Origin of the sequence: Pseudomonas sp. CFBP 8771, assembly GCF_014841695.1 — a bacterium.
Lineage (GTDB): Bacteria > Pseudomonadota > Gammaproteobacteria > Pseudomonadales > Pseudomonadaceae > Aquipseudomonas > Aquipseudomonas baltica.
In genome coordinates this window covers 52,334-69,405 of the sequence record NZ_JACYUJ010000003.1, presented here as the reverse complement: position 1 = coordinate 69,405, position 17,072 = coordinate 52,334, and the positions used below count along the sequence as shown (strand labels likewise).

The 17,072-nt window shown below is 63.1% G+C and carries 15 protein-coding genes; 12 read left to right on the top strand and 3 right to left on the bottom strand.

Annotated elements, in window-relative coordinates; translation table 11 throughout:
* The first annotated feature begins 98 nt into the window (after positions 1 to 98).
* From IFT80_RS07925 to IFT80_RS07910, 4 genes are all read left to right on the top strand, one after another.
* The gene (locus IFT80_RS07925) at positions 99 to 2,471 is read left to right on the top strand and encodes an ATP-binding protein (protein ID WP_192137193.1); all 2,373 of its coding nucleotides are present in this window, start codon (positions 99 to 101) and stop codon (positions 2,469 to 2,471) included.
* Positions 2,472 to 2,560: 89 nt separating this feature from the next.
* The gene (locus IFT80_RS07920; RefSeq protein WP_122715433.1) at positions 2,561 to 2,965 is read left to right on the top strand and encodes an antitoxin Xre-like helix-turn-helix domain-containing protein; all 405 of its coding nucleotides are present in this window, start codon (positions 2,561 to 2,563) and stop codon (positions 2,963 to 2,965) included.
* Positions 2,959 to 3,651: an RES family NAD+ phosphorylase gene (locus IFT80_RS07915; RefSeq protein WP_122477964.1), complete on the top strand. Its 693-nt coding sequence runs from the start codon at positions 2,959 to 2,961 to the stop codon at positions 3,649 to 3,651. The genes IFT80_RS07920 and IFT80_RS07915 overlap by 7 nt, the downstream gene beginning before the upstream one ends.
* 98 nt (positions 3,652 to 3,749) lie before the next feature.
* Positions 3,750 to 4,619 carry an EthD domain-containing protein gene (locus IFT80_RS07910; RefSeq protein WP_192137191.1) on the top strand — a complete coding sequence of 290 codons (870 nt, stop codon included), beginning with the start codon at positions 3,750 to 3,752 and terminating at the stop codon, positions 4,617 to 4,619.
* Positions 4,620 to 4,686: 67 nt separating this feature from the next.
* Here IFT80_RS07910 and ycaC read toward each other — a convergent pair whose 3' ends face one another.
* Together ycaC and IFT80_RS07900 are read right to left on the bottom strand one after the other, a co-directional pair.
* Positions 4,687 to 5,313 carry an isochorismate family cysteine hydrolase YcaC gene (gene ycaC / locus IFT80_RS07905; RefSeq protein WP_122477968.1) on the bottom strand — a complete coding sequence of 209 codons (627 nt, stop codon included), beginning with the start codon at positions 5,311 to 5,313 and terminating at the stop codon, positions 4,687 to 4,689.
* A 114-nt stretch (positions 5,314 to 5,427) separates the two neighbouring features.
* On the bottom strand, positions 5,428 to 7,836 hold the full coding sequence (locus IFT80_RS07900) for a DUF3772 domain-containing protein (protein WP_192137189.1): 2,409 nt from the start codon (positions 7,834 to 7,836) through the stop codon (positions 5,428 to 5,430).
* 237 nt (positions 7,837 to 8,073) lie between these two features.
* Here IFT80_RS07900 and pstS point away from each other — a divergent pair, with 237 nt between their 5' ends.
* The 6 genes from pstS (at position 8,074) to IFT80_RS07870 (ending at position 13,271) form a co-directional block, all read left to right on the top strand.
* Positions 8,074 to 9,105, top strand: coding sequence for a phosphate ABC transporter substrate-binding protein PstS (gene pstS / locus IFT80_RS07895; RefSeq protein WP_122477972.1), 1,032 nt, complete (start codon positions 8,074 to 8,076; stop codon positions 9,103 to 9,105).
* Positions 9,106 to 9,181: 76 nt separating this feature from the next.
* Positions 9,182 to 10,147, top strand: a complete 966-nt coding sequence (gene pstC, locus IFT80_RS07890) for a phosphate ABC transporter permease subunit PstC (protein WP_122477973.1) — start codon at positions 9,182 to 9,184, stop codon at positions 10,145 to 10,147.
* Complete coding sequence (gene pstA, locus IFT80_RS07885) at positions 10,147 to 11,040, top strand: phosphate ABC transporter permease PstA (RefSeq protein WP_122477974.1); 894 nt, start codon at positions 10,147 to 10,149, stop codon at positions 11,038 to 11,040. The genes pstC and pstA overlap by 1 nt, the downstream gene beginning before the upstream one ends.
* Positions 11,041 to 11,116: 76 nt before the next feature.
* A complete protein-coding gene (gene pstB, locus IFT80_RS07880; RefSeq protein WP_010210300.1) occupies positions 11,117 to 11,878 on the top strand; it encodes a phosphate ABC transporter ATP-binding protein PstB in 762 nt (253 codons plus the stop codon).
* Positions 11,879 to 11,922: 44 nt separating this feature from the next.
* The gene (locus IFT80_RS07875; protein WP_122477975.1) at positions 11,923 to 12,624 is read left to right on the top strand and encodes a hypothetical protein; all 702 of its coding nucleotides are present in this window, start codon (positions 11,923 to 11,925) and stop codon (positions 12,622 to 12,624) included.
* A gap of 92 nt (positions 12,625 to 12,716) precedes the next feature.
* Entirely contained in the window at positions 12,717 to 13,271 is a 555-nt protein-coding gene (locus tag IFT80_RS07870) for a hypothetical protein (protein ID WP_244652368.1), read from the top strand.
* Between the two features lie 40 nt (positions 13,272 to 13,311).
* Here IFT80_RS07870 and IFT80_RS07865 read toward each other — a convergent pair whose 3' ends face one another.
* The gene (locus IFT80_RS07865; RefSeq protein ID WP_192137186.1) at positions 13,312 to 15,240 is read right to left on the bottom strand and encodes a sigma 54-interacting transcriptional regulator; all 1,929 of its coding nucleotides are present in this window, start codon (positions 15,238 to 15,240) and stop codon (positions 13,312 to 13,314) included.
* Positions 15,241 to 15,469: 229 nt separating this feature from the next.
* On the opposite strand from IFT80_RS07865, the gene IFT80_RS07860 reads away from it, so the two are divergent.
* Positions 15,470 to 16,351, top strand: a complete 882-nt coding sequence (locus tag IFT80_RS07860; protein WP_192137184.1) for a DUF1932 domain-containing protein — start codon at positions 15,470 to 15,472, stop codon at positions 16,349 to 16,351.
* A 10-nt stretch (positions 16,352 to 16,361) separates the two neighbouring features.
* The gene (locus tag IFT80_RS07855; RefSeq protein ID WP_192137182.1) at positions 16,362 to 17,066 is read left to right on the top strand and encodes an RraA family protein; all 705 of its coding nucleotides are present in this window, start codon (positions 16,362 to 16,364) and stop codon (positions 17,064 to 17,066) included.
* Positions 17,067 to 17,072 lie beyond the last annotated feature (6 nt).

Below are 17,072 nucleotides of genomic sequence, written 5' to 3'. Positions count from 1 at the left end.
CGCTGAAAATAATCGTTCAAATACCGCTGAAACGTTAAAAACCTGTCACCTCACGGCCCTGATAGTCTGCCCGTACGCACCCCACGGACAGCTGCACCATGAAGGCTTGGGTCGTTCCCCTGATCGCGCTGTGCTACAGCGCTTCGCTCGACGCTCGAACGCTGGCGTTGACCGAGGCCGAGCGCGGCTGGATCCGTGACCACCCGGTGGTGGAGTATGCGGTGGATCCCTACTGGCCCATCGAGTACGTGGAAAATGGCCAGCATCAGGGGCTGACCCGTGACTACATCGATCATATCCAGCGCACCACCGGCCTGCGTCTGGTCCGCGTGCCCAGTCCCGACTGGCAGGCGACGCAGCAGGGCCTGGCCAGCGGCCGACTGATGCTGGCTTCGGCAGTGTCCGAGCGTTTGCTCGACGCACAGCCACGCAGCCAGTTGTTGTTGAGCCAGCCGTATTTCTTTGGCGCGACGGTGGCGATCACCCGCGCCGGCAAGCCCATGCTGTTCACTGCCGGCCGCCTGGCAGGGCAGACCGTGGCGGTGAAAGGCGGTGGTGGCTATGAACACTACCTTCGCCAGCACCATCCCGACGTTCGCCTGCTGTTGCTCGGTGATGCCGAACAGGCCCTGGCCGCGGTGGCCGAACAACGCGCGGACGTGGCAATCGGTCTGGACGCCGTGCTGCAACCGGTGTTGCGCCGCAAGTATGCCGGTCGCCTGCACCTGGCCGGCGTGGTGGCCGACATGCCGGTGGTGCTGGCCATGGGCGTGACACCCAGCGAGCCGCTGTTGCGCGCCATCGTCGACAAGGCGCTGGACAGCCTCACCTCCAAGGCCACCGATGATATCTATGACCGTTGGTTGGCGCAGACCGATTTCGGCGCGCCCACCTGGCAGACCCTGGCGCAGTATTACTGGCTGGAAATCGTCGTGGGACTTGGGCTGTTGCTGCTGCTCGCCACGCTGGCCCGCCGCGCCCGCGTGGCGCAACGCCGCGCGCAACGCAGCGAACGGCGCATGGCGCGCTTTTTGGCCATGCTCGGCCACGAGATTCGCACGCCGATGAATGCGGTGCTGTCGGCCATCGAACTGTTGTCCCGCAGCCATCTGGGTGCCCGTGAACAGCAGTGGGTTGGCCTGGCCAACGATTCGGCCGTGAATCTGCTGGAGCTGCTCGACGACATTCTAGAGATCACGCGCCTGGACGCCGGCGCGGTACGTCTGCACCTGCAGCCCACCGACCTGGCCGCGTTGGGCCGCAGCGTCGCCGAGCTGTACCGCCTGGAAGCCGAGCGTAAAGGCCTGCGCCTGGATTACCGCGCGCTGGGGTTCGATCACACGCTGCTCGGAGTCGATCGCCTGCGCGTGCGGCAGATTCTCACCAACCTGCTCTCCAATGCGGTCAAGTTCACCCACCATGGCCAGGTCACCCTGGCCCTCGAATGCCGCCCCACGGCCACGGCCAAGGGCGCAGGCGGATGGCTCGAGATCCGCGTCAGCGACAGTGGTGTCGGCATCGCGCCGGATCGCCACAACGCTGTGTTCGAAGCATTCACCCAGGCCAATGGCAGCACGACCGAGCGCTACGGGGGCAGCGGCTTGGGTCTGGCCATCTGCCGCGAGCTGATCCAGCTCATGGGTGGCAGCATCGCCCTGCACAGCGAAGTGGGCTGCGGCACCGTAATCAGCTGCCGGTTGCCGGTGACGCTGCAAGCGCTGTCGCCGACACTGGCAACGGCGCTGCCTGCCGCTGCGGTGGACACGTTGGTGGCGCTGCGCAAGACGGTACTGGTGGTCGAAGACCATGTGCTCAACCAACGCGTCATCGCTCAGCAACTGGAATTGCTGGGCTATTGCTGCGAAGTGGTCGGGAGTGGTACGCAGGCGCTGGGCACCCTCAGTGCGCATGACGATCTGGGTCTGGTATTGCTGGATTGCCAGCTGCCGGACCTTGATGGCTACGCACTGGCCCGCAAGATCCGGCAGATACCCGGCGGCTACGGGCACCTTCCCATCGTCGCCATTTCCGCCGCCAGTGATCCCGAGCACGTGCAGCGCTGCTATGCCAGCGGCATGAACGATGTGTTGCTCAAGCCCTTGCAGCTGTCGGAGCTGGCACGGGTCTGCGGCCAATTCCTGCGGGTCGCCGAGCGATCGGTGGCGCCGCTTGCGCCAGCACTAGATGCAGCGACCCGGCGAACGCTCGAGCAGCTTCTGGTAACGACCTGTCGAGACGATTTGCGCGAGCTGACCCAGGCCTTGCAGGAGCAGCGTCTGCAGGCGGCCATCGGCCTGGCCCATCGCATGGAGGGGGCCGCGCGCATGGCGGGCGCGCTGATGCTGGCCGATGCCGCAGAGCACCTGCAGCAGCGCCTCGAGGCGTGGCCGCTGCCGCGCGAAGCCTGGCAGCACGGGGTGGATGAGGTCTACCGGGCACTGGATGACATCGACAAGCTCCCATCGCCATGAGCTTATATCCGGACATAAGGTGCGAATATTGATTCTGCAGACCTATAAGTGCTAATATCTACTCTGTAGATTAGAAAAAGGGCCTGACCATGACTGCCTCGCTGCAAACCGCCGAGTTCACCCGCGACCAATGCGTGGCGGGTCTGCGCACCGCCTTGCGCATTCTGGACAAATGGAATGCGTCGGGCGAGCAGGCCTGCAAGATCCTGCGCATCTCGCGCAGCACCTATAGCCGTGGCCGGCAGGGCGATGCCCAATGGTCGGTGAGCCTGGACATGGACCAGATGCATCGCATCAGCTTCGTTCTGAACATTCACGCGGCCTTGCGCACGATCTTCGATAACCCGGAGAACGTCTATGGCTTTGCCAACATGGAGAACGCCAACGCTTTCTTCAACGGCCGCAAACCGCTCGAGGTGATGGCCCAGGGCGATTTCATCTCACTCTACGAAACCTTTCGTCGGGTGGACGCGTTGCGTGGCGCGCAATGGTGACGGCCGCTCGATTGCCTGCCGTGGCCGGTGCTGCCGTGCAGGCTTATCGCCTGGTGAACTCGCGGTTTCCGCCCATCGCGCTGTTCGACGATGTCGCCGATGCCGATGAGTTCGACATGCTCTATCGACTCCAGGCGCTGACCAATCCCAGGCTGCAGAACGAGGTCGGCGCATTGCAGCTGATCCCCCTGGATCAGATTCCATTCGGCATCGTGGGTTGTTCCTACGCCACGGCGCCGTTCACCCATGTGAATGCCGATGGCTCGCGCTTCAGTGATGGCAGCTATGGGGTGCTGTACCTGGCCGATACGGTGGAGACGGCGATTGCCGAAGTGCATCACCATCAAAACCGCTACTGGGCAAAGGTGGCCGGCTTGAACTACGAGCGTTTCGTCTTCCGCAGCCTGGTCTGCGCTTTCAATGATGCCGCTTGCCGCGATGCCACCGGGCTGTCGTTGCAAGACCCGGTCTATGCCCCGGACGACTACAGCGCCGCCAATGCGCTGGGTGCGCACGTTCGGCAACTGGGCGCCACGGGCTTGCTCTACCATTCTGTACGCTCGCCGGGCAACCATTGCTGGGCATTGATGACGCCCAGGCCTGTTGCCTCGATCATTCAGGCGGGGCACTACGAAATGATCTGGAACGGCGGGATCACCAGCGTCAACCGGATTTCCAATCCCTAGCGGCGTACCGTTCGCCCGTCATTGCACCCAGTCAGGTTGAACCCGTGCGGCGTCACCGGGCTCTGAACAGACACTGTTTTCAATCCCACGGGTGCCCCATGATCCAAATCAACAGCTACACCACCGTCAAACGTCGACCACGGGTACCGCACGACATATTCGCCCACTACTGGCGCGACGTGCATGGTCCGCTGTGCGCACGGCTGCCGGGATTGGGCCTGTACATCCAGCACCATCTTTCCCGCGAGCAGGATGCCCATCTGTGGCCGCTGGCCGAAGGTATCCAGGAAATCAGCGACTACGAGCTCGACGGCGGGGTAGAGATCGGTTTCCTGTCTGCGGCTGACCAGAAGCAGTTCCAGGACGCCAGCTCGTTGTTGTTCAGCGACGAACAGAACATGTTCGAGGAAACCCTGGCCTATGATCTGCCCGAAGGCTCGATCAATCTGGTCAACCGCACCGGCGACGAAGTCATGAATGGCCTGGATCAGGCCGATCGCATTCACCTGCACCTGAGCCCGCGCGGTACCCTGGGAAGCCTGCATCAGTACCTGCGCGACAAGCTGGGCCCGCTGCTGGCAGCCAGCGATGCGGTGCTCAAGGTGCGCCTGCACCTGTGTGCGCCCTTCGAGAACGATGGCATGCACCCACCGGCCCCGGATGTGGCGCATAAGGCGACACCGGTGCGGGCACAGCTGGCCGTGCTGGAGATCGCCTTCGTCAGCCCGCTGGCGCGTCGACGGTTTTACCAGAGTGACGAGTTCCAGCAATCGCAGGCCGAGCAGGCTCGGCATATTGCCCAGCTCAAGGCGTTCGCGGTATCCGGGGTGTACACGTACGTGCACGACGGCAAGATCACCGCCGCAGGCCTGCGTGGCAGCCGTGCCGCAGAATTGATCGATTACCTGGGCGCCACCAACCAGCTGACGTCGGATGTAAGCGCGTTGTTCGTACAGCATTCGAGCTGAAAACCCGAACCCCGGATGCACGAACGTTCCTCCTCGGCCCTATGCCGAGGAGGAGCTTTTTTTTGCCTTACTTGTTGGCCAGGGCCGAGTAGCTGTTCATCAGGTTGCGATAGTTGGGAATGCGCTGGGACAGCAGGTTGCCCAAGCCTTCGATGTCGTTGCGCCAGTCGCGATGCAGCTCGCAGGCCACCGAGAACCAGTTCATCAGCTGTGCGCCCGCTGCCGACATCCGTGCCCAGGAAGCCTGCTGCACGGTGTGGTTGAAGGTGCCGGACGCATCGGTGACGACGAACACCTCGAAGCCCTCGGCTAGCGCCGACAGGGTCGGGAATGCGACGCAAACGTCGGTGACCACGCCTGCGATGATGATCTGCCGGCGGCCGGTGGCCTTGATGGCGGCCACGAAGTCTTCGTTGTCCCAGGCGTTGATCTGGCCCGGCCGCGCAATGTAGGGCGCGTCCGGGAACATTTCCTTGAGCTCTGGCACCAGCGGTCCGTTCGGGCCCTGTTCGAAGCTGGTGGTGAGGATGGTCGGCAGCTCGAAGAACTTGGCCAGGTCGGCCAGGGCCAGAACGTTGTTCTTGAACTCGTTCGGCGTGAAGTCCTGCACCAGCGAAATCAGGCCGGTTTGATGGTCGACGAGCAGAACTACGGCATCGTCTTTGTTCAGGCGGTTGTAGGTCGTGTGGGTCATGGTCGGGTCCTCTCGGTTCGCTGGGGGTGTGTTGGAACTGAGGCTAGACTAGCTTCGACCTGAGGGAGGATAAATCGGGTGGACAGCGTTTCACTGTCCACTACCGGGTGACAATCAGCTGATCGAGCCATTCTCCGGCGCCGGGCTGGCTTCGCCTTTTTCGTTGATCAGCAGCATGCTCTGTGGCGCCGAAAGCGCTACGCCCATGGTACGCAGGCGGTCGAGGATGGTGAACAGCAGGTCACTGCGCGCGGTTCCCACCGAACGCGGGCTGTTGACGAAGCCGCTGACGCTGATCAGCAGGCCAGCGCTGGTCAGGTCCTTGAAGGTGACCGACGGAGCCGGCTCGGCCAGGACCGCTTCGTGCTCGGCATAGGCAGTCATCAACAGCTCGCGAATCTTCAGCACGTCGGTGTCCAGCGGCAGGGTGAGGGTGATGCCCACCACGCCCAGCGCGTTGCCCATGGTCACGTTGCGCACGTTCTGGGTAATGAACTGCGAATTGGGCACGATCACCGTCGAACGGTCGCCCATCTGGATTTCCGTGGCGCGTACGTTGATGCGGCGGATATCCCCCTCCACGCCAGCCAGGCTGACCCAGTCGCCGACCTTGACCGGCCGCTCGGTGAGCAGGATCAATCCGGAGATGAAGTTCTGCACGATTGCCTGCAGGCCAAAGCCGATACCGACCGACAGCGCGCTGACCACCCAAGTCAGGTTGGTCAGGCTGATGCGCAGCGTCGACAGCACTGCGATGCCCAACAGCACGAAGCCGATGTAGCCGACCAGAGTCACCAGCGAGGCGCGCATGCCGGCGTCCATGTTGGTTTCCGGCAGTAGCCGATCCCCCAGCCAGTTCTTCAGGACGCGGATACTGAACAGGCCGCCGACCAGCAACAGCACGGCAATCAGGATATCGCCCGGCACGATGTTGAAGGCGCCGAGGGATTTGCTGCCCACGTCCAGCCGGGCGAAGCTGGCCAGCAGTTCGCTGGGGTTCGACCCCGACGGCATGAAGGCCAGAATCAGCGCAACGCACAGCAGCAAGGTTCGGCCCACGCCGGCCAGCAGGGTGCTGGCCTGGGCCTGATGCCGTGGCGACAAGCCGAGCATGGCCCCCAGGGCCTGGCCGCCGGACTGCTTGGGCGAGAGCAGGGTTTCGCAGATGTCGACGAAGAACACCGTCAGCAGGTACGCGGTCGAGGTGACCAGGCTGATCCACAGCAGCTTGACGGTCAGCACGTAGGCCAGCGTCAGGTAGCCGCTCAGCAGCCCGAGCACGATGATGCCGATCCACACCGAGAGGATGAACGGAATCAGGCCGACGAAGCCTGCGGTGCGCTCGAGGGTGAAGCGGCGACGCGTTTGGCGCACACGCACCAGGCCGTAGACGAAGATCGACGCTACCAGCAGCGCGGTCAGGCCGTTGACCGCGACCGACAGCGCCAGGCTGCTGGCGATCACGCTGTTGATCCGTTCGAAAGTGCCGGTGAACATCAGTGCGAGGGCAAGCACGGCTGGCAAGTTGCCAATGGCGCTGGCGATCGGGTCGGGAATGTTGGGCAGGCGCCAGGACGGGTTGGGCAGCATCAGCAGGGCGCGGCCCATGCCGACGATGAAGGCGCAGAACAGGATCAGCGTCTGCACCTGTTCGATCAGGTTCAACACATTGGCGCTGGGTTGCGAATGGCTGACGATGCCCCACTGCAGCAGAGAGGTCGCCGCGCTGATGGTCAGCACCGTGGTCAGCCCGGTGGCCAGGGCCAGGGTACTGCGGCGCAGCCGACCTTCGGGGAACCAGCGGATCATGGCCCGCACCAGCAGCCGCTCGATCAGCCGTCGGGCCACCACCCATACCAGCAGGGCGCCCAGCACGATCGTGATGAACGTGCCGCGCGAGCCGGGTGCCAGGGCGCTGTCGAAGACCTGAGAGACGTCCTGCCACAGGCTGCCCAGCTTTCTGACGTCGTCATCGGTGGGCTGGATCAGGCTGGACCAGAACGCGGAACTCAACGGGCTGGCGGACCGGGTGCTGATCTGGGTGTCCAGCAGGTTGCGCCGCAGGTTGAGAATCTGGATCGCCAGGTCACCGGCCGAGGTACTCAGCGCCGTGGTGTCGGCCTGGTCGGTGGTCAAGGCCTTCTTCTGGTTGGTCAGCGTGCGGCGCTGGGCCGTCAGGGTCTGCGGCTCCTCCGGTTGCGCTGCGCCAAGCACGTTGAGCTGGTCATCCAGATGCCCCATGTCCACGCCCTGGCGAGCCAGCAACGCATCGGCCTGACGCTGCACCTGCAGCGCTGCCTGGCGCAGGCTGGCAAGCAGGTCATCGTTGGCGGCAGTCGAGACCTTCTGGCGAATCTGGTCGAGCTGGTCGCTGAGCTGTGCGGGTGTGGCCAGCACTTCGACCGGGGCGCTGGCGGTATTGGCCGGCGGTGCCGGGGCAGGCTCGGCATGGGCGGGCAGGGTGGCCCACAGGCACAGGGCCAGCAAGCCCATGCACCAACGGTTGATCATGGAATGCCGCATGTTCGGATTCTCTTTGAGCGGTTGCCAGCTCCGGCGAGCAACCAGGCGTAAAAATGATGAAGGCCTGAGCCATGGCAGCAGGCATCGCCTGCGCTGGCGCCGGGCGAGGTTACAACAACTCGATGAGATTTACGCACGCGTCGTCCGCGAAAGAGTCACTGCCGGTCGTCGGATTCATCAAACCGTAACAAAAGCTGTGCACAGTTCCGTTGCCCTTTATCTCAGTGAGTTCCTTAGATGAAAAGTTTGATGAAGTCTGCCGCGCTCGCCGTTGCCGTTTCGCTCAGCGCCAGCTCCATGGCCTTCGCTGCCGAAAGCGTCCGGTTGACCGGCTCCGGCGCCAGCTTTCCGGCCCCGATCTACCTCACCTGGTTCAAGGACTTCAGCAAGAAAACCGCTGGCGTTACCGTTGACTACCAGTCCAAGGGGAGCGGTGCGGGCGTACAGGACTTTTTGAACAAGACCGTCGATTTCGCTGCCAGCGACTCGGCCATGAAAGATGAAGACATCGCCAAGGTGGCCGAAGGCGCGCAACTGCTGCCGATGACCGCGGGCGAAATCGTCCTGGCCTACAACCTGCCGGGCAGCCCCAAGGGCCTGAAACTGCCGCGTGAAGTCTACTCCAACATCTTCCTGGGCAAGATCACCAAGTGGAACGATCCGCAGATCGTCGCTGCCAACCCGGATCTGAAACTCACCGACATGCCCATCACCGTGGTCGTGCGCGCCGACTCCAGTGGCACCACCGCAGTGTTCACCAAGCACCTGGCAACCATCAACCCGGCGTTCAAGCAGACCCTGGGCGAGGGCAACACCGTCAACTGGCCTGCCAGTGACAAGTTCATCAAATCGCCCAAGAACGACGGCGTGACCGCCACCGTTCGCCAGACCCCTGGCGCGATCGGCTACATCGAGTATGGCTTCGCCAAACTGGCCAAGGTCGACTTCGCCGAACTGCAGAACAAGGCCGGCAAGTACGTGGTACCGAATGCCGAAAGCGGTGCCGAGGCCCTGGCCGCGGTGAAGATGCCGGAAAACCTGGTGGCCTGGCTGCCGGATCCAGAAGGTGAGAAGTCCTACCCGATCACCACCTACACCTGGATGATCTTCCGCAAGCAGAACGAAGATCCGGCCAAGGCCAAGGCCATGCGCGACATGATCGAGTACAGCCTGACCGAAGGCCAGAAGATCGCCGATTCGATGGGCTACATCCCGCTGCCGCCGTCGGTTGTGGAGCAGGTTCGCAAAGCCAGCGCCAATATCCAGTGACATGCGCGAGACCTCTCCCGTCCTGGCTTCGCTGCCGGGTCGGGCGAGGTCTACTTCCACACCCCGGAATTAATCAATGAACAGCCCTTTCGTTGTACCGGATAACCCGGACTCAGCCTGCCAGCCGCCTTCGACGAAGGACTTTCTGGTCGATCGCACGTTCCGTGCGCTTGCGCGCGTCGGTGTGGTGCTGATTCTGGCCGTGGTATTTGCCCTGGTATTCGAAGTAGGGCGCAAGGCACTGCCCGGCATGGAAAAACACGGCTTCGACGTGCTGTTCGGCACCGTGTGGGATGTCAACCAAGGCAAGTACGGCATTCTCCCGGCCATCTGGGGCACGCTGTACAGCGCCTTGATCGCCCTGGTCATCGCCGGTTTCTTCGGCATCAGCATGGCGATCTTCCTGACCCAGGATTTCCTGCCTGCCAAGCTGGCGGCGGTATTCCGCACAATCGTCGAACTGCTCGCGGCCATTCCAAGCGTCGTCTACGGCCTGTGGGGCATCTATGTGGTGATTCCGGCCATCCGCCCGCTGACCACCTGGCTGCACACCGAACTGAGCTGGATTCCCTTTTTCGGCACATCACTGAGCGGGCCCGGGCTGCTGCCGGCTGCGCTGGTGCTAGCCATCATGATTTTGCCAACCATCGCCGCGGTGTCCCAGGACGCCCTGACCGCCGTGCCGATGAAAACCAAGCAAGCCGCCTACGGCATGGGTACCACCCACTGGGAAGCGATCCTGAAGGTCATGGTGCCCTCGGCGGCAACCGGTATCTTCGGTTCGCTGGTACTGGGCCTGGGTCGAGCCCTGGGTGAAACCATGGCCCTGGCCATGCTGGTGGGCAACGCCAACAACATCTCGCTGTCGCTGTTCGCTCCGGCCAACACCCTGGCAGCGCTGTTGGCACTGAACTTCCCGGAGGCCGGGCCCAGCGAGATCGAAGTGCTGATGTACGCGGCACTGGTGTTGATGCTGATCACCCTGATCGTCAACCTCATCGGCTCCATGCTCATGGTCTACGCGCAACGGGGTAGCAAATAATGACAAGCCTGAGTACTCCTACCGCCGCGTTGCCCAGCCTGCAGCGCAAGTTCGAAGGCCGCGCCCTGCGCAGCCTGGTATTGACCACACTGGTCTGGAGCGGCGCGCTGATCGCCAGCGTGCCCCTGCTGTCGGTGCTGTACATGTTGATCACCCGTGGCGGCGCGCGCCTGAGCCTGGAAGTGTTCACCGAGCTGCCACCGACCGGTTTCGAAACCGGCGGCGGCTTCGGCAACGCCATGGCCGGCACCTTCGTGATGGTCGGTATCGCGGCGGCGATCGCGGTACCTGTCGGCATCATGGCAGCGGTGTTCCTCGCCGAGCTTGGGCCCGACAGCAAACTGGCCAACGCCGCGCGGTTCGCGGCGAAGATGCTCACCGGCCTGCCGTCGATTCTGGCCGGGGTGTTCGCCTACGCGCTGGTGGTGATGACTACCGGTACCTATTCCGCGCCTGCGGGCGGGGTGGCCCTGGCCGTGCTGATGCTGCCGATCGTGGTGCTGACCGCCGAGGAGTCCATGAAGATGGTGCCCAAGGTGATGAAGGACGCCGCTTATGGCATGGGTTGCACGCGCTCGCAGGTGATCTGGAAGATCATCCTGCCCACCGGCATGCCGGCGATCCTCACCGGGGTCATGCTCGCCGTGGCACGGGCTGCGGGCGAAACCGCTCCGCTGTTGTTCACCGCGCTGTTCAGCAACTACTGGATCTACCACGAAGGCAACCTGGCGGTGATGAACCCCACCGCGTCGCTGGCCGTGCTGATCTACAACTTTTCCGGCATGCCCTTCGACAACCAGTTGGAGCTCGCCTGGGCGGCCTCCCTCGTGTTGGTGATGATCGTGCTGTTTGTGAACATTGTCAGTCGTGTTTTCGGCAAGCCCAAGTTCTGAGAATGGGAGCACCTATATTGTGAGTGTACTATCCGTGCAAAAAGCCGTCCCGTTCGCGACCCAGGCACCTGTGGTCATGGACTGCAAGCTCGACAAGATTTTCTACGGCAACTTCATGGCCGTGCGCGACAGCCACGTACCGATCGAGAAGAACAAGATCACCGGCTTCATCGGTCCCTCGGGTTGTGGCAAGAGCACCGTGCTGCGCAGCCTGAACCGCATGAACGACCTGGTGAAGGGCTTCCGTTTCGAAGGCCACGTGCATTTCCTCGGCCAGGACGTGTATGGCAAGGGCGTGGATCCGGTGGTGGTGCGCCGTTACATCGGCATGGTCTTCCAGCAGCCCAACCCGTTTTCCATGAGCATTTTCGACAACGTCGCCTTCGGTCTGCGTCTGAACCGCTACAAGGGCGACCTGGGTGATCGGGTCAAGCATGCGCTGCAGGGCGCGGCGCTGTGGGACGAGGTCAAGGACAAGCTCAAGGTCAGCGGCCTGTCGCTGTCCGGCGGCCAGCAGCAACGCCTGTGCATCGCCCGCGCGATTGCCACGGAGCCTGAAGTGCTGCTGCTCGACGAACCCTGCTCGGCCCTCGATCCGATCGCCACGCGCCGCGTCGAAGAGCTGATGGTGGAGCTCAAGAAGGACTACACCATCGCGCTGGTAACCCATAACATGCAGCAGGCAATACGCGTCGCCGACACCACCGCGTTCTTTTCGGTGGACATTTCCCAGGGGACCCGCACCGGCTACCTGGTGGAGATGGGCCCGACTGCGCAGATCTTCGAAAACCCGCGCGAACAGATGACTGGCGACTACATCAGCGGCAAGTTCAGCTAGCCAGCGGCAGGATGCCGTTTCACCCATCGAGTCCAGGAATATTCATGTCTGCAACGCGTCGTCTTGATCTGCCCGCCATCGAAGAAGCCCTGCGCGAAGTGCAGGGCCGCTTCGCCGAGCTCAGCGAGCACTTCACCGAGCAGCGTGATCCGTTGACGGACGAGGTCGTGGAGAACGTCCTGGCCGGCTATGCCCTGGTCGACGAATACGTGGCAGCAGGGGTTGACCTGTTCGACCTGCAACAGGTCAACCTGATGCTGGAAATCAATGCCACGGTGCTGTGCGGGCGTGACCCGGCGCGGCGTGTGGAGTTTGCTCAGCACCTGGCCGCCACCGAAGAGCATTTCTTCAACAACACCGAAGGTGGCATCAAGGATCTGTACAACTGGTACTGCACGTACCGCAGCGAGTCGGTGTGGAAGCGCGCCGCCGGCGTCTACGTGCGCATCCTCAGCAAGCCGCAGCTGTTCATCGAAGGCAACAACCGCACCGGTTCGCTGATCGTCAGCTATCTGCTGATCCGCGCCGGGCTTCCGCCTTTCGTGCTGTCGTTGGATAATGCGCAGGGTTATTTCAACCCTTCGTCGGTGATCCGCAACTCCGCCAAGCATGGCGTCAAGGCGCTCTACGAATTGCCCAAGATCAAGAAGAAATACGCCGCCTTCCTCGAAGAGCAGGCACCGGACCCGAAGAAGTTCTTCCTCAGCCACAAGCAGCTGGCCATGCACGAGGGCAGGGGTCGATGAACCAGACACAGCGCGCTGACCGATGCGAGCACAGCGCTTCAATTCAACCGTGGCCCAAAACGATGTGGCAAGCGATCACAGGTCTTACTCCGATGAATCCGTTCAACCGTCCGCGCGTGCGTATCTCATTCGACATCGACGACACCCTGGCCTGCCTGCCCCATCACAGCGAAGCCGAACAGAACTGGCTGCCGGGCTTCGTGCACCGCTGGCTGGGCGAGCCGCTGCGCATCGGTACCCGCTCGCTGACGCGGGAACTGCGTCGTCAGGGCTGCAGCATCTGGGTGTATACCTCTTCCGGGCGCACACCGGCCTATATCAAGCGCTGGCTGTTGCTGCACGGTATCCGCGTGGACGGCGTGGTCAACAGCGAAGTCCATAGCCGCGCCCTGGCCAGCCATGGCATGAGCCTCTCGCCGTCGAAGTTTCCGCCGGCCTTCGACATCGACCTGCACGTCGACGACTCCGAGGGCGTGCAGAGCGAAGGCCACGAGCATGGTTTTCGCGTGGTCGTGGTGCGCCCGGATGACCAGAGCTGGACGCACCGCGTGCTCGAGGCGGTCGCCACGGTCCAGGCGCAGCTCGCGCGACAGCAGACGCTGCGCCACAAACAGCCGGTGGGGCAGATTTCCCAAGCCTACTCCTGAGCTATTCCAGCGCCGCAACCTAGCGCTAGGCAGATGCATCCTAGGACCCGCATAGACGGGTCACCGCGAATGCATCCGGGTCCAGGTCCTGGTACTTCTTCATCCGCCGCCACAGCGTGGTGGTACTGATCTGCAACAAGCGGGCGGCCTGTTCGCGGTTGCCCCGCACGCTGTGCAACGCCTCGAGCAGGACCTGCCGTTCGCTGCGGCTCAGCATTGGGGGCGCTTGAGGCAGGGACTGGGCGGGCGAGGGCAGGTCTTCCAGCGCTTCTTCCACCCACGCTCCGGTCATTTCGCGGCCCTGGCCCATGACCGCCAGGCGCTCGACGATGTTGCCCAGCTGGCGAATGTTGCCTGGCCACTCATGCTCGCTAAGGCGCGCCAGCAGGGCTGCTCCAGGAACGGCGGCTGGCATGCCGAAGCTGACCAGCAAGTGGGCCACCAGTTCGGGAATGTCCTGGCGCCGTTCGCGCAGGGCAGGCAGCTGCAGCTTGAGTACGCAGATGCGGTAGAAGAAATCCTCGCGGAACAGCCCCTGCGCCACCAACTGCGGCAAGCGCTTGTTGCTGGCCGTAATGATGCGAATGTCCACTGGCGTGACCTTGTCGTCGCCGATACGCACTACCTTGCGCTCCTGCAGCGTGCGCAACAGCTTGAGCTGGATTTCCGCCGAGGTTTCGCTGATCTCGTCGAGAAAGATCGTCCCGGTGTGGGCCAGCTCGAATACCCCGGCCTTGCCCTCGGTCAAGGCGCCGGTGAACGCCCCCTTCACGTAGCCGAACAGCTCGCTCTCCAGCACGCCGGGGGCGAAGGCGGCGCAGTTGATCGCCACGAACGGGCCATGGCGCCGCTTCGAGGCGTTGTGGATACTCTGGGCGAACAACTCCTTGCCGGTACCGGTTTCGCCTTCGATCATTACCGTACTGTCCACCGCAGCGAAGGTCTGCGCCAGGCGCTTGGCCTTGGCCAGTGCCGGGCTGCTGCCGATGATCGATGCGAAGGTATTCTCGGCCACGTGCTGGCGCGCCAGCTGACGGCGCATCTTCTGCTCGATGGCCTTGATTTCGGTCTGCTTCTGCAGGGTCGCGACGGCGCCGATCACCTGGTCGCCCAAGGTGATCGGCGCGATGCTCAGGGTCAGTGACAGGCGCCCCAGGTTGATCAAGGCACCGCGCACCGCTTCGGCCTTGCCCAGCACACGGCCGAAGTAGTCCTGCGCCAGCAGGCCGGCCACATTGTCGCCACAACGCACGCTGCCCAGGTAGTGGGTGGCAACGCTGTTCATGTTGGTAATCACGCCGTGGCTGTCGATGCTGAAGATGCCTTCGGAGACACAGTCGAGGATGGACCGGATCATCTCGTAGCGTCCCTGCAGCTCCAGACGCTTGTGCAGTCGTTCCTGCTCGATGCGCAGCAGGTGCAGGGCTTCGTCGATGGCATCGAAGGCGGCGTCGGCATCGGCGTCGGACATGATGTAGTGCAGGCCGCGAGCTTTGACGGCCTGCTCCAGGGACAAGCCGCCGATAGCCACCTCGATACCCTGTTCCTGCAAGCGGTCCAGTTGCGCGTCGGTGCTTTGCGCGCTGCCGAAAGGTTCGATCGGGCAGATGGTCACCGCTGGCATGAACGGGCTTGCCTTCGCAAGGATCGCAGCATAGCCGTCGGAGGTGGCCAGGAAGGCGATGCGGTCCGACACCACCAAGGCTTTATGGTAGGCATTGATGCAGTCGAAGAACGTATGGCGCACCTCCACGATCGGTACCTGAAAGTGCTCGCGCAGCACGCTGGCGGTCTTGCCACGGCTGATCAGGACGCTGGCACCTTCGTCGATCACCCGTTGCGCCATCAGTACCGCCTGATGTTGCGCGGCTTCCACCACGGCCACGTGCAGTCCACGTTTCTCCAGCACCTGATTCATCACCGCGGTAAGGGTCGTGGACGGAGAGATGACAGCCAGTTTGCCGAGCATGGAATCGCTCCTGGTGGATGGGCAGTTGTTGGAGCGTAGTCATTGCACGCTAAAGGCTGATGAAAGCTTTTGCAATGAAATGCAATGGATTTGCAATCCGATGGCTAAATAGTGTTCGCGCTTTGTTTCTGCAAGTCATTGATTGCACTGTGTAAAAAGGCTCTCCTCAGAAATTGGCACAGGCCTTGCTCCAGCCCCATCAATAACAATACAAACAAGGAACACGCTGATGGAACTGCTTTTCATCGGGTTTGGCGAAGCGGCCTACCACCTTGCCACCGGCTTGCGCACTCAGGGCGATCTGCAGATTGGCGCCTTCGATGCCCAGGCAGATGACCCCCAGCGCGGCGCGACGATCCGCCAGCGCGCCGAGCACACTCGCGTCACACTCTTCGATTCGCTGGAAAGCGCCTGCCAGGGCGCACGTTTCGTGGCCTGCCTGACCAGTGCCAGCAGCGCACTGGCCGTGGCCGAGCGCGTGTTGCCGCTGCTGTTGGCCGGGCAGACCTATGTCGACATGAACTCGGCCGCGCCCACCGTCAAGCAAGCCATCGCCGCGCTGCCCAGGGCCCCTGGCGTGGCCTTCTGCGACGCTGCGGTGATGGGTACGGTGCCCGGCAACAACCATCGGGTACCCATGCTGCTGGCCGGCGACGGTGCACGTGCGTTCGCCGACGCGTTCACTCCCTATGGCATGCACCTGACCGTGCTGGACGCCGAGGCCGGCGCCGCGTCGGCGATCAAGATGCTCAAAAGCGTGGTGATGAAAGGCCTGCCGCAACTGCTGCTCGAAGCCTTCCAGGCAGGGGAGAAGTTCGGTGTGCTCGACACCCTGGTCGATTCTCTCGGCGAATCGCTCAACGGCAAGACCGTCGAGCAGCTGGCCAACACCTTCACAGCGCGCACGCTGATCCACGCCAAGCGGCGCAGCGCCGAGATGGACGACGTGGTCACCACCCTCGAAGACGCCGGGGTCGACGCCACCATGTCCAGGGCCAGCCACCAGCAGCTGGAAAAGCTCGCCGCCACCGACTGGCAAACCCTGCTGGGCGCCGATGGCAGCGATCTCGGTTACCGCGACGCCATTCGCCAGATGGTCAAACACTCCTGAGGAAGACGCCATGAATACCGAACACTACCTGCCCCTGCCCGAGCTGATTCCCCAGGACCTGCTCGACCGATTCCGCAAGCTCAGCCCCGCACAGCTGTGCGATGGCATGGCCAAGCTCGGCATTGCCCGCAACGGCGCCATGGACGCCGATCTGATGCCGCTGGACGACCGCAAGGTCATGCTCGGCACCGCCTACACCGTGGACACCGAAGATGGCGACAACTTTCCGATCCACGTGGCGGTGTACCAGGGGCAGCCTGGCTATGTTCTGGTGGTCGCTGGCAAGGGTTATCCCGGGCGTGCGTACATCGGTGATCTGATGGCGGGGGCGGCGCAGGCCGTTGGCCTTGCCGGGCTGGTCATCGATGGTTGCGTGCGTGACAAGCTGCCGCTGGCCGAGCTCGACATTCCTGTGTATGCCAAGGGTTTCATGCAGCGCAGCCCCGGCAAGCAGGGGCCAGGCAAGATCAACACCACCGTCACCTGTGCCGGTGTGGAGGTGGCCGCCGGTGACCTAGTGTTCGGTGACTACGACGGTGTCACCGTGGTACCCCGTGCGCGGCTGCTGGAAGTGCTGGAAGCGTCGGAAAAGAAAGGCATCTATGAAGAACAGCGTCGCGAGGTGATCGACCAGTACGTCCGCTGCCGCGACAACGGCGAGCCACTGCCGGAGCTGGCCCCTGACTGGGTCACCCAGTTGTTGCAGGGCCGGTAGGGCCCC

Excerpts from the sequence above, each read along its gene's own strand:
- IFT80_RS07925 (WP_192137193.1), top strand. The coding sequence starts at position 99 with ATGAAGGCTTGGGTCGTTCCCCTGATCGCGCTGTGCTACAGCGCTTCG.
- IFT80_RS07920 (WP_122715433.1), top strand. The coding sequence starts at position 2,561 with ATGACTGCCTCGCTGCAAACCGCCGAGTTCACCCGCGACCAATGCGTG.
- IFT80_RS07915 (WP_122477964.1), top strand. The coding sequence starts at position 2,959 with ATGGTGACGGCCGCTCGATTGCCTGCCGTGGCCGGTGCTGCCGTGCAG.
- IFT80_RS07910 (WP_192137191.1), top strand. The coding sequence starts at position 3,750 with ATGATCCAAATCAACAGCTACACCACCGTCAAACGTCGACCACGGGTA.
- ycaC (WP_122477968.1), bottom strand. The coding sequence starts at position 5,313 with ATGACCCACACGACCTACAACCGCCTGAACAAAGACGATGCCGTAGTT.
- IFT80_RS07900 (WP_192137189.1), bottom strand. The coding sequence starts at position 7,836 with ATGCGGCATTCCATGATCAACCGTTGGTGCATGGGCTTGCTGGCCCTG.
- pstS (WP_122477972.1), top strand. The coding sequence starts at position 8,074 with ATGAAAAGTTTGATGAAGTCTGCCGCGCTCGCCGTTGCCGTTTCGCTC.
- pstC (WP_122477973.1), top strand. The coding sequence starts at position 9,182 with ATGAACAGCCCTTTCGTTGTACCGGATAACCCGGACTCAGCCTGCCAG.
- pstA (WP_122477974.1), top strand. The coding sequence starts at position 10,147 with ATGACAAGCCTGAGTACTCCTACCGCCGCGTTGCCCAGCCTGCAGCGC.
- pstB (WP_010210300.1), top strand. The coding sequence starts at position 11,117 with ATGGACTGCAAGCTCGACAAGATTTTCTACGGCAACTTCATGGCCGTG.
- IFT80_RS07875 (WP_122477975.1), top strand. The coding sequence starts at position 11,923 with ATGTCTGCAACGCGTCGTCTTGATCTGCCCGCCATCGAAGAAGCCCTG.
- IFT80_RS07870 (WP_244652368.1), top strand. The coding sequence starts at position 12,717 with ATGAATCCGTTCAACCGTCCGCGCGTGCGTATCTCATTCGACATCGAC.
- IFT80_RS07865 (WP_192137186.1), bottom strand. The coding sequence starts at position 15,240 with ATGCTCGGCAAACTGGCTGTCATCTCTCCGTCCACGACCCTTACCGCG.
- IFT80_RS07860 (WP_192137184.1), top strand. The coding sequence starts at position 15,470 with ATGGAACTGCTTTTCATCGGGTTTGGCGAAGCGGCCTACCACCTTGCC.
- IFT80_RS07855 (WP_192137182.1), top strand. The coding sequence starts at position 16,362 with ATGAATACCGAACACTACCTGCCCCTGCCCGAGCTGATTCCCCAGGAC.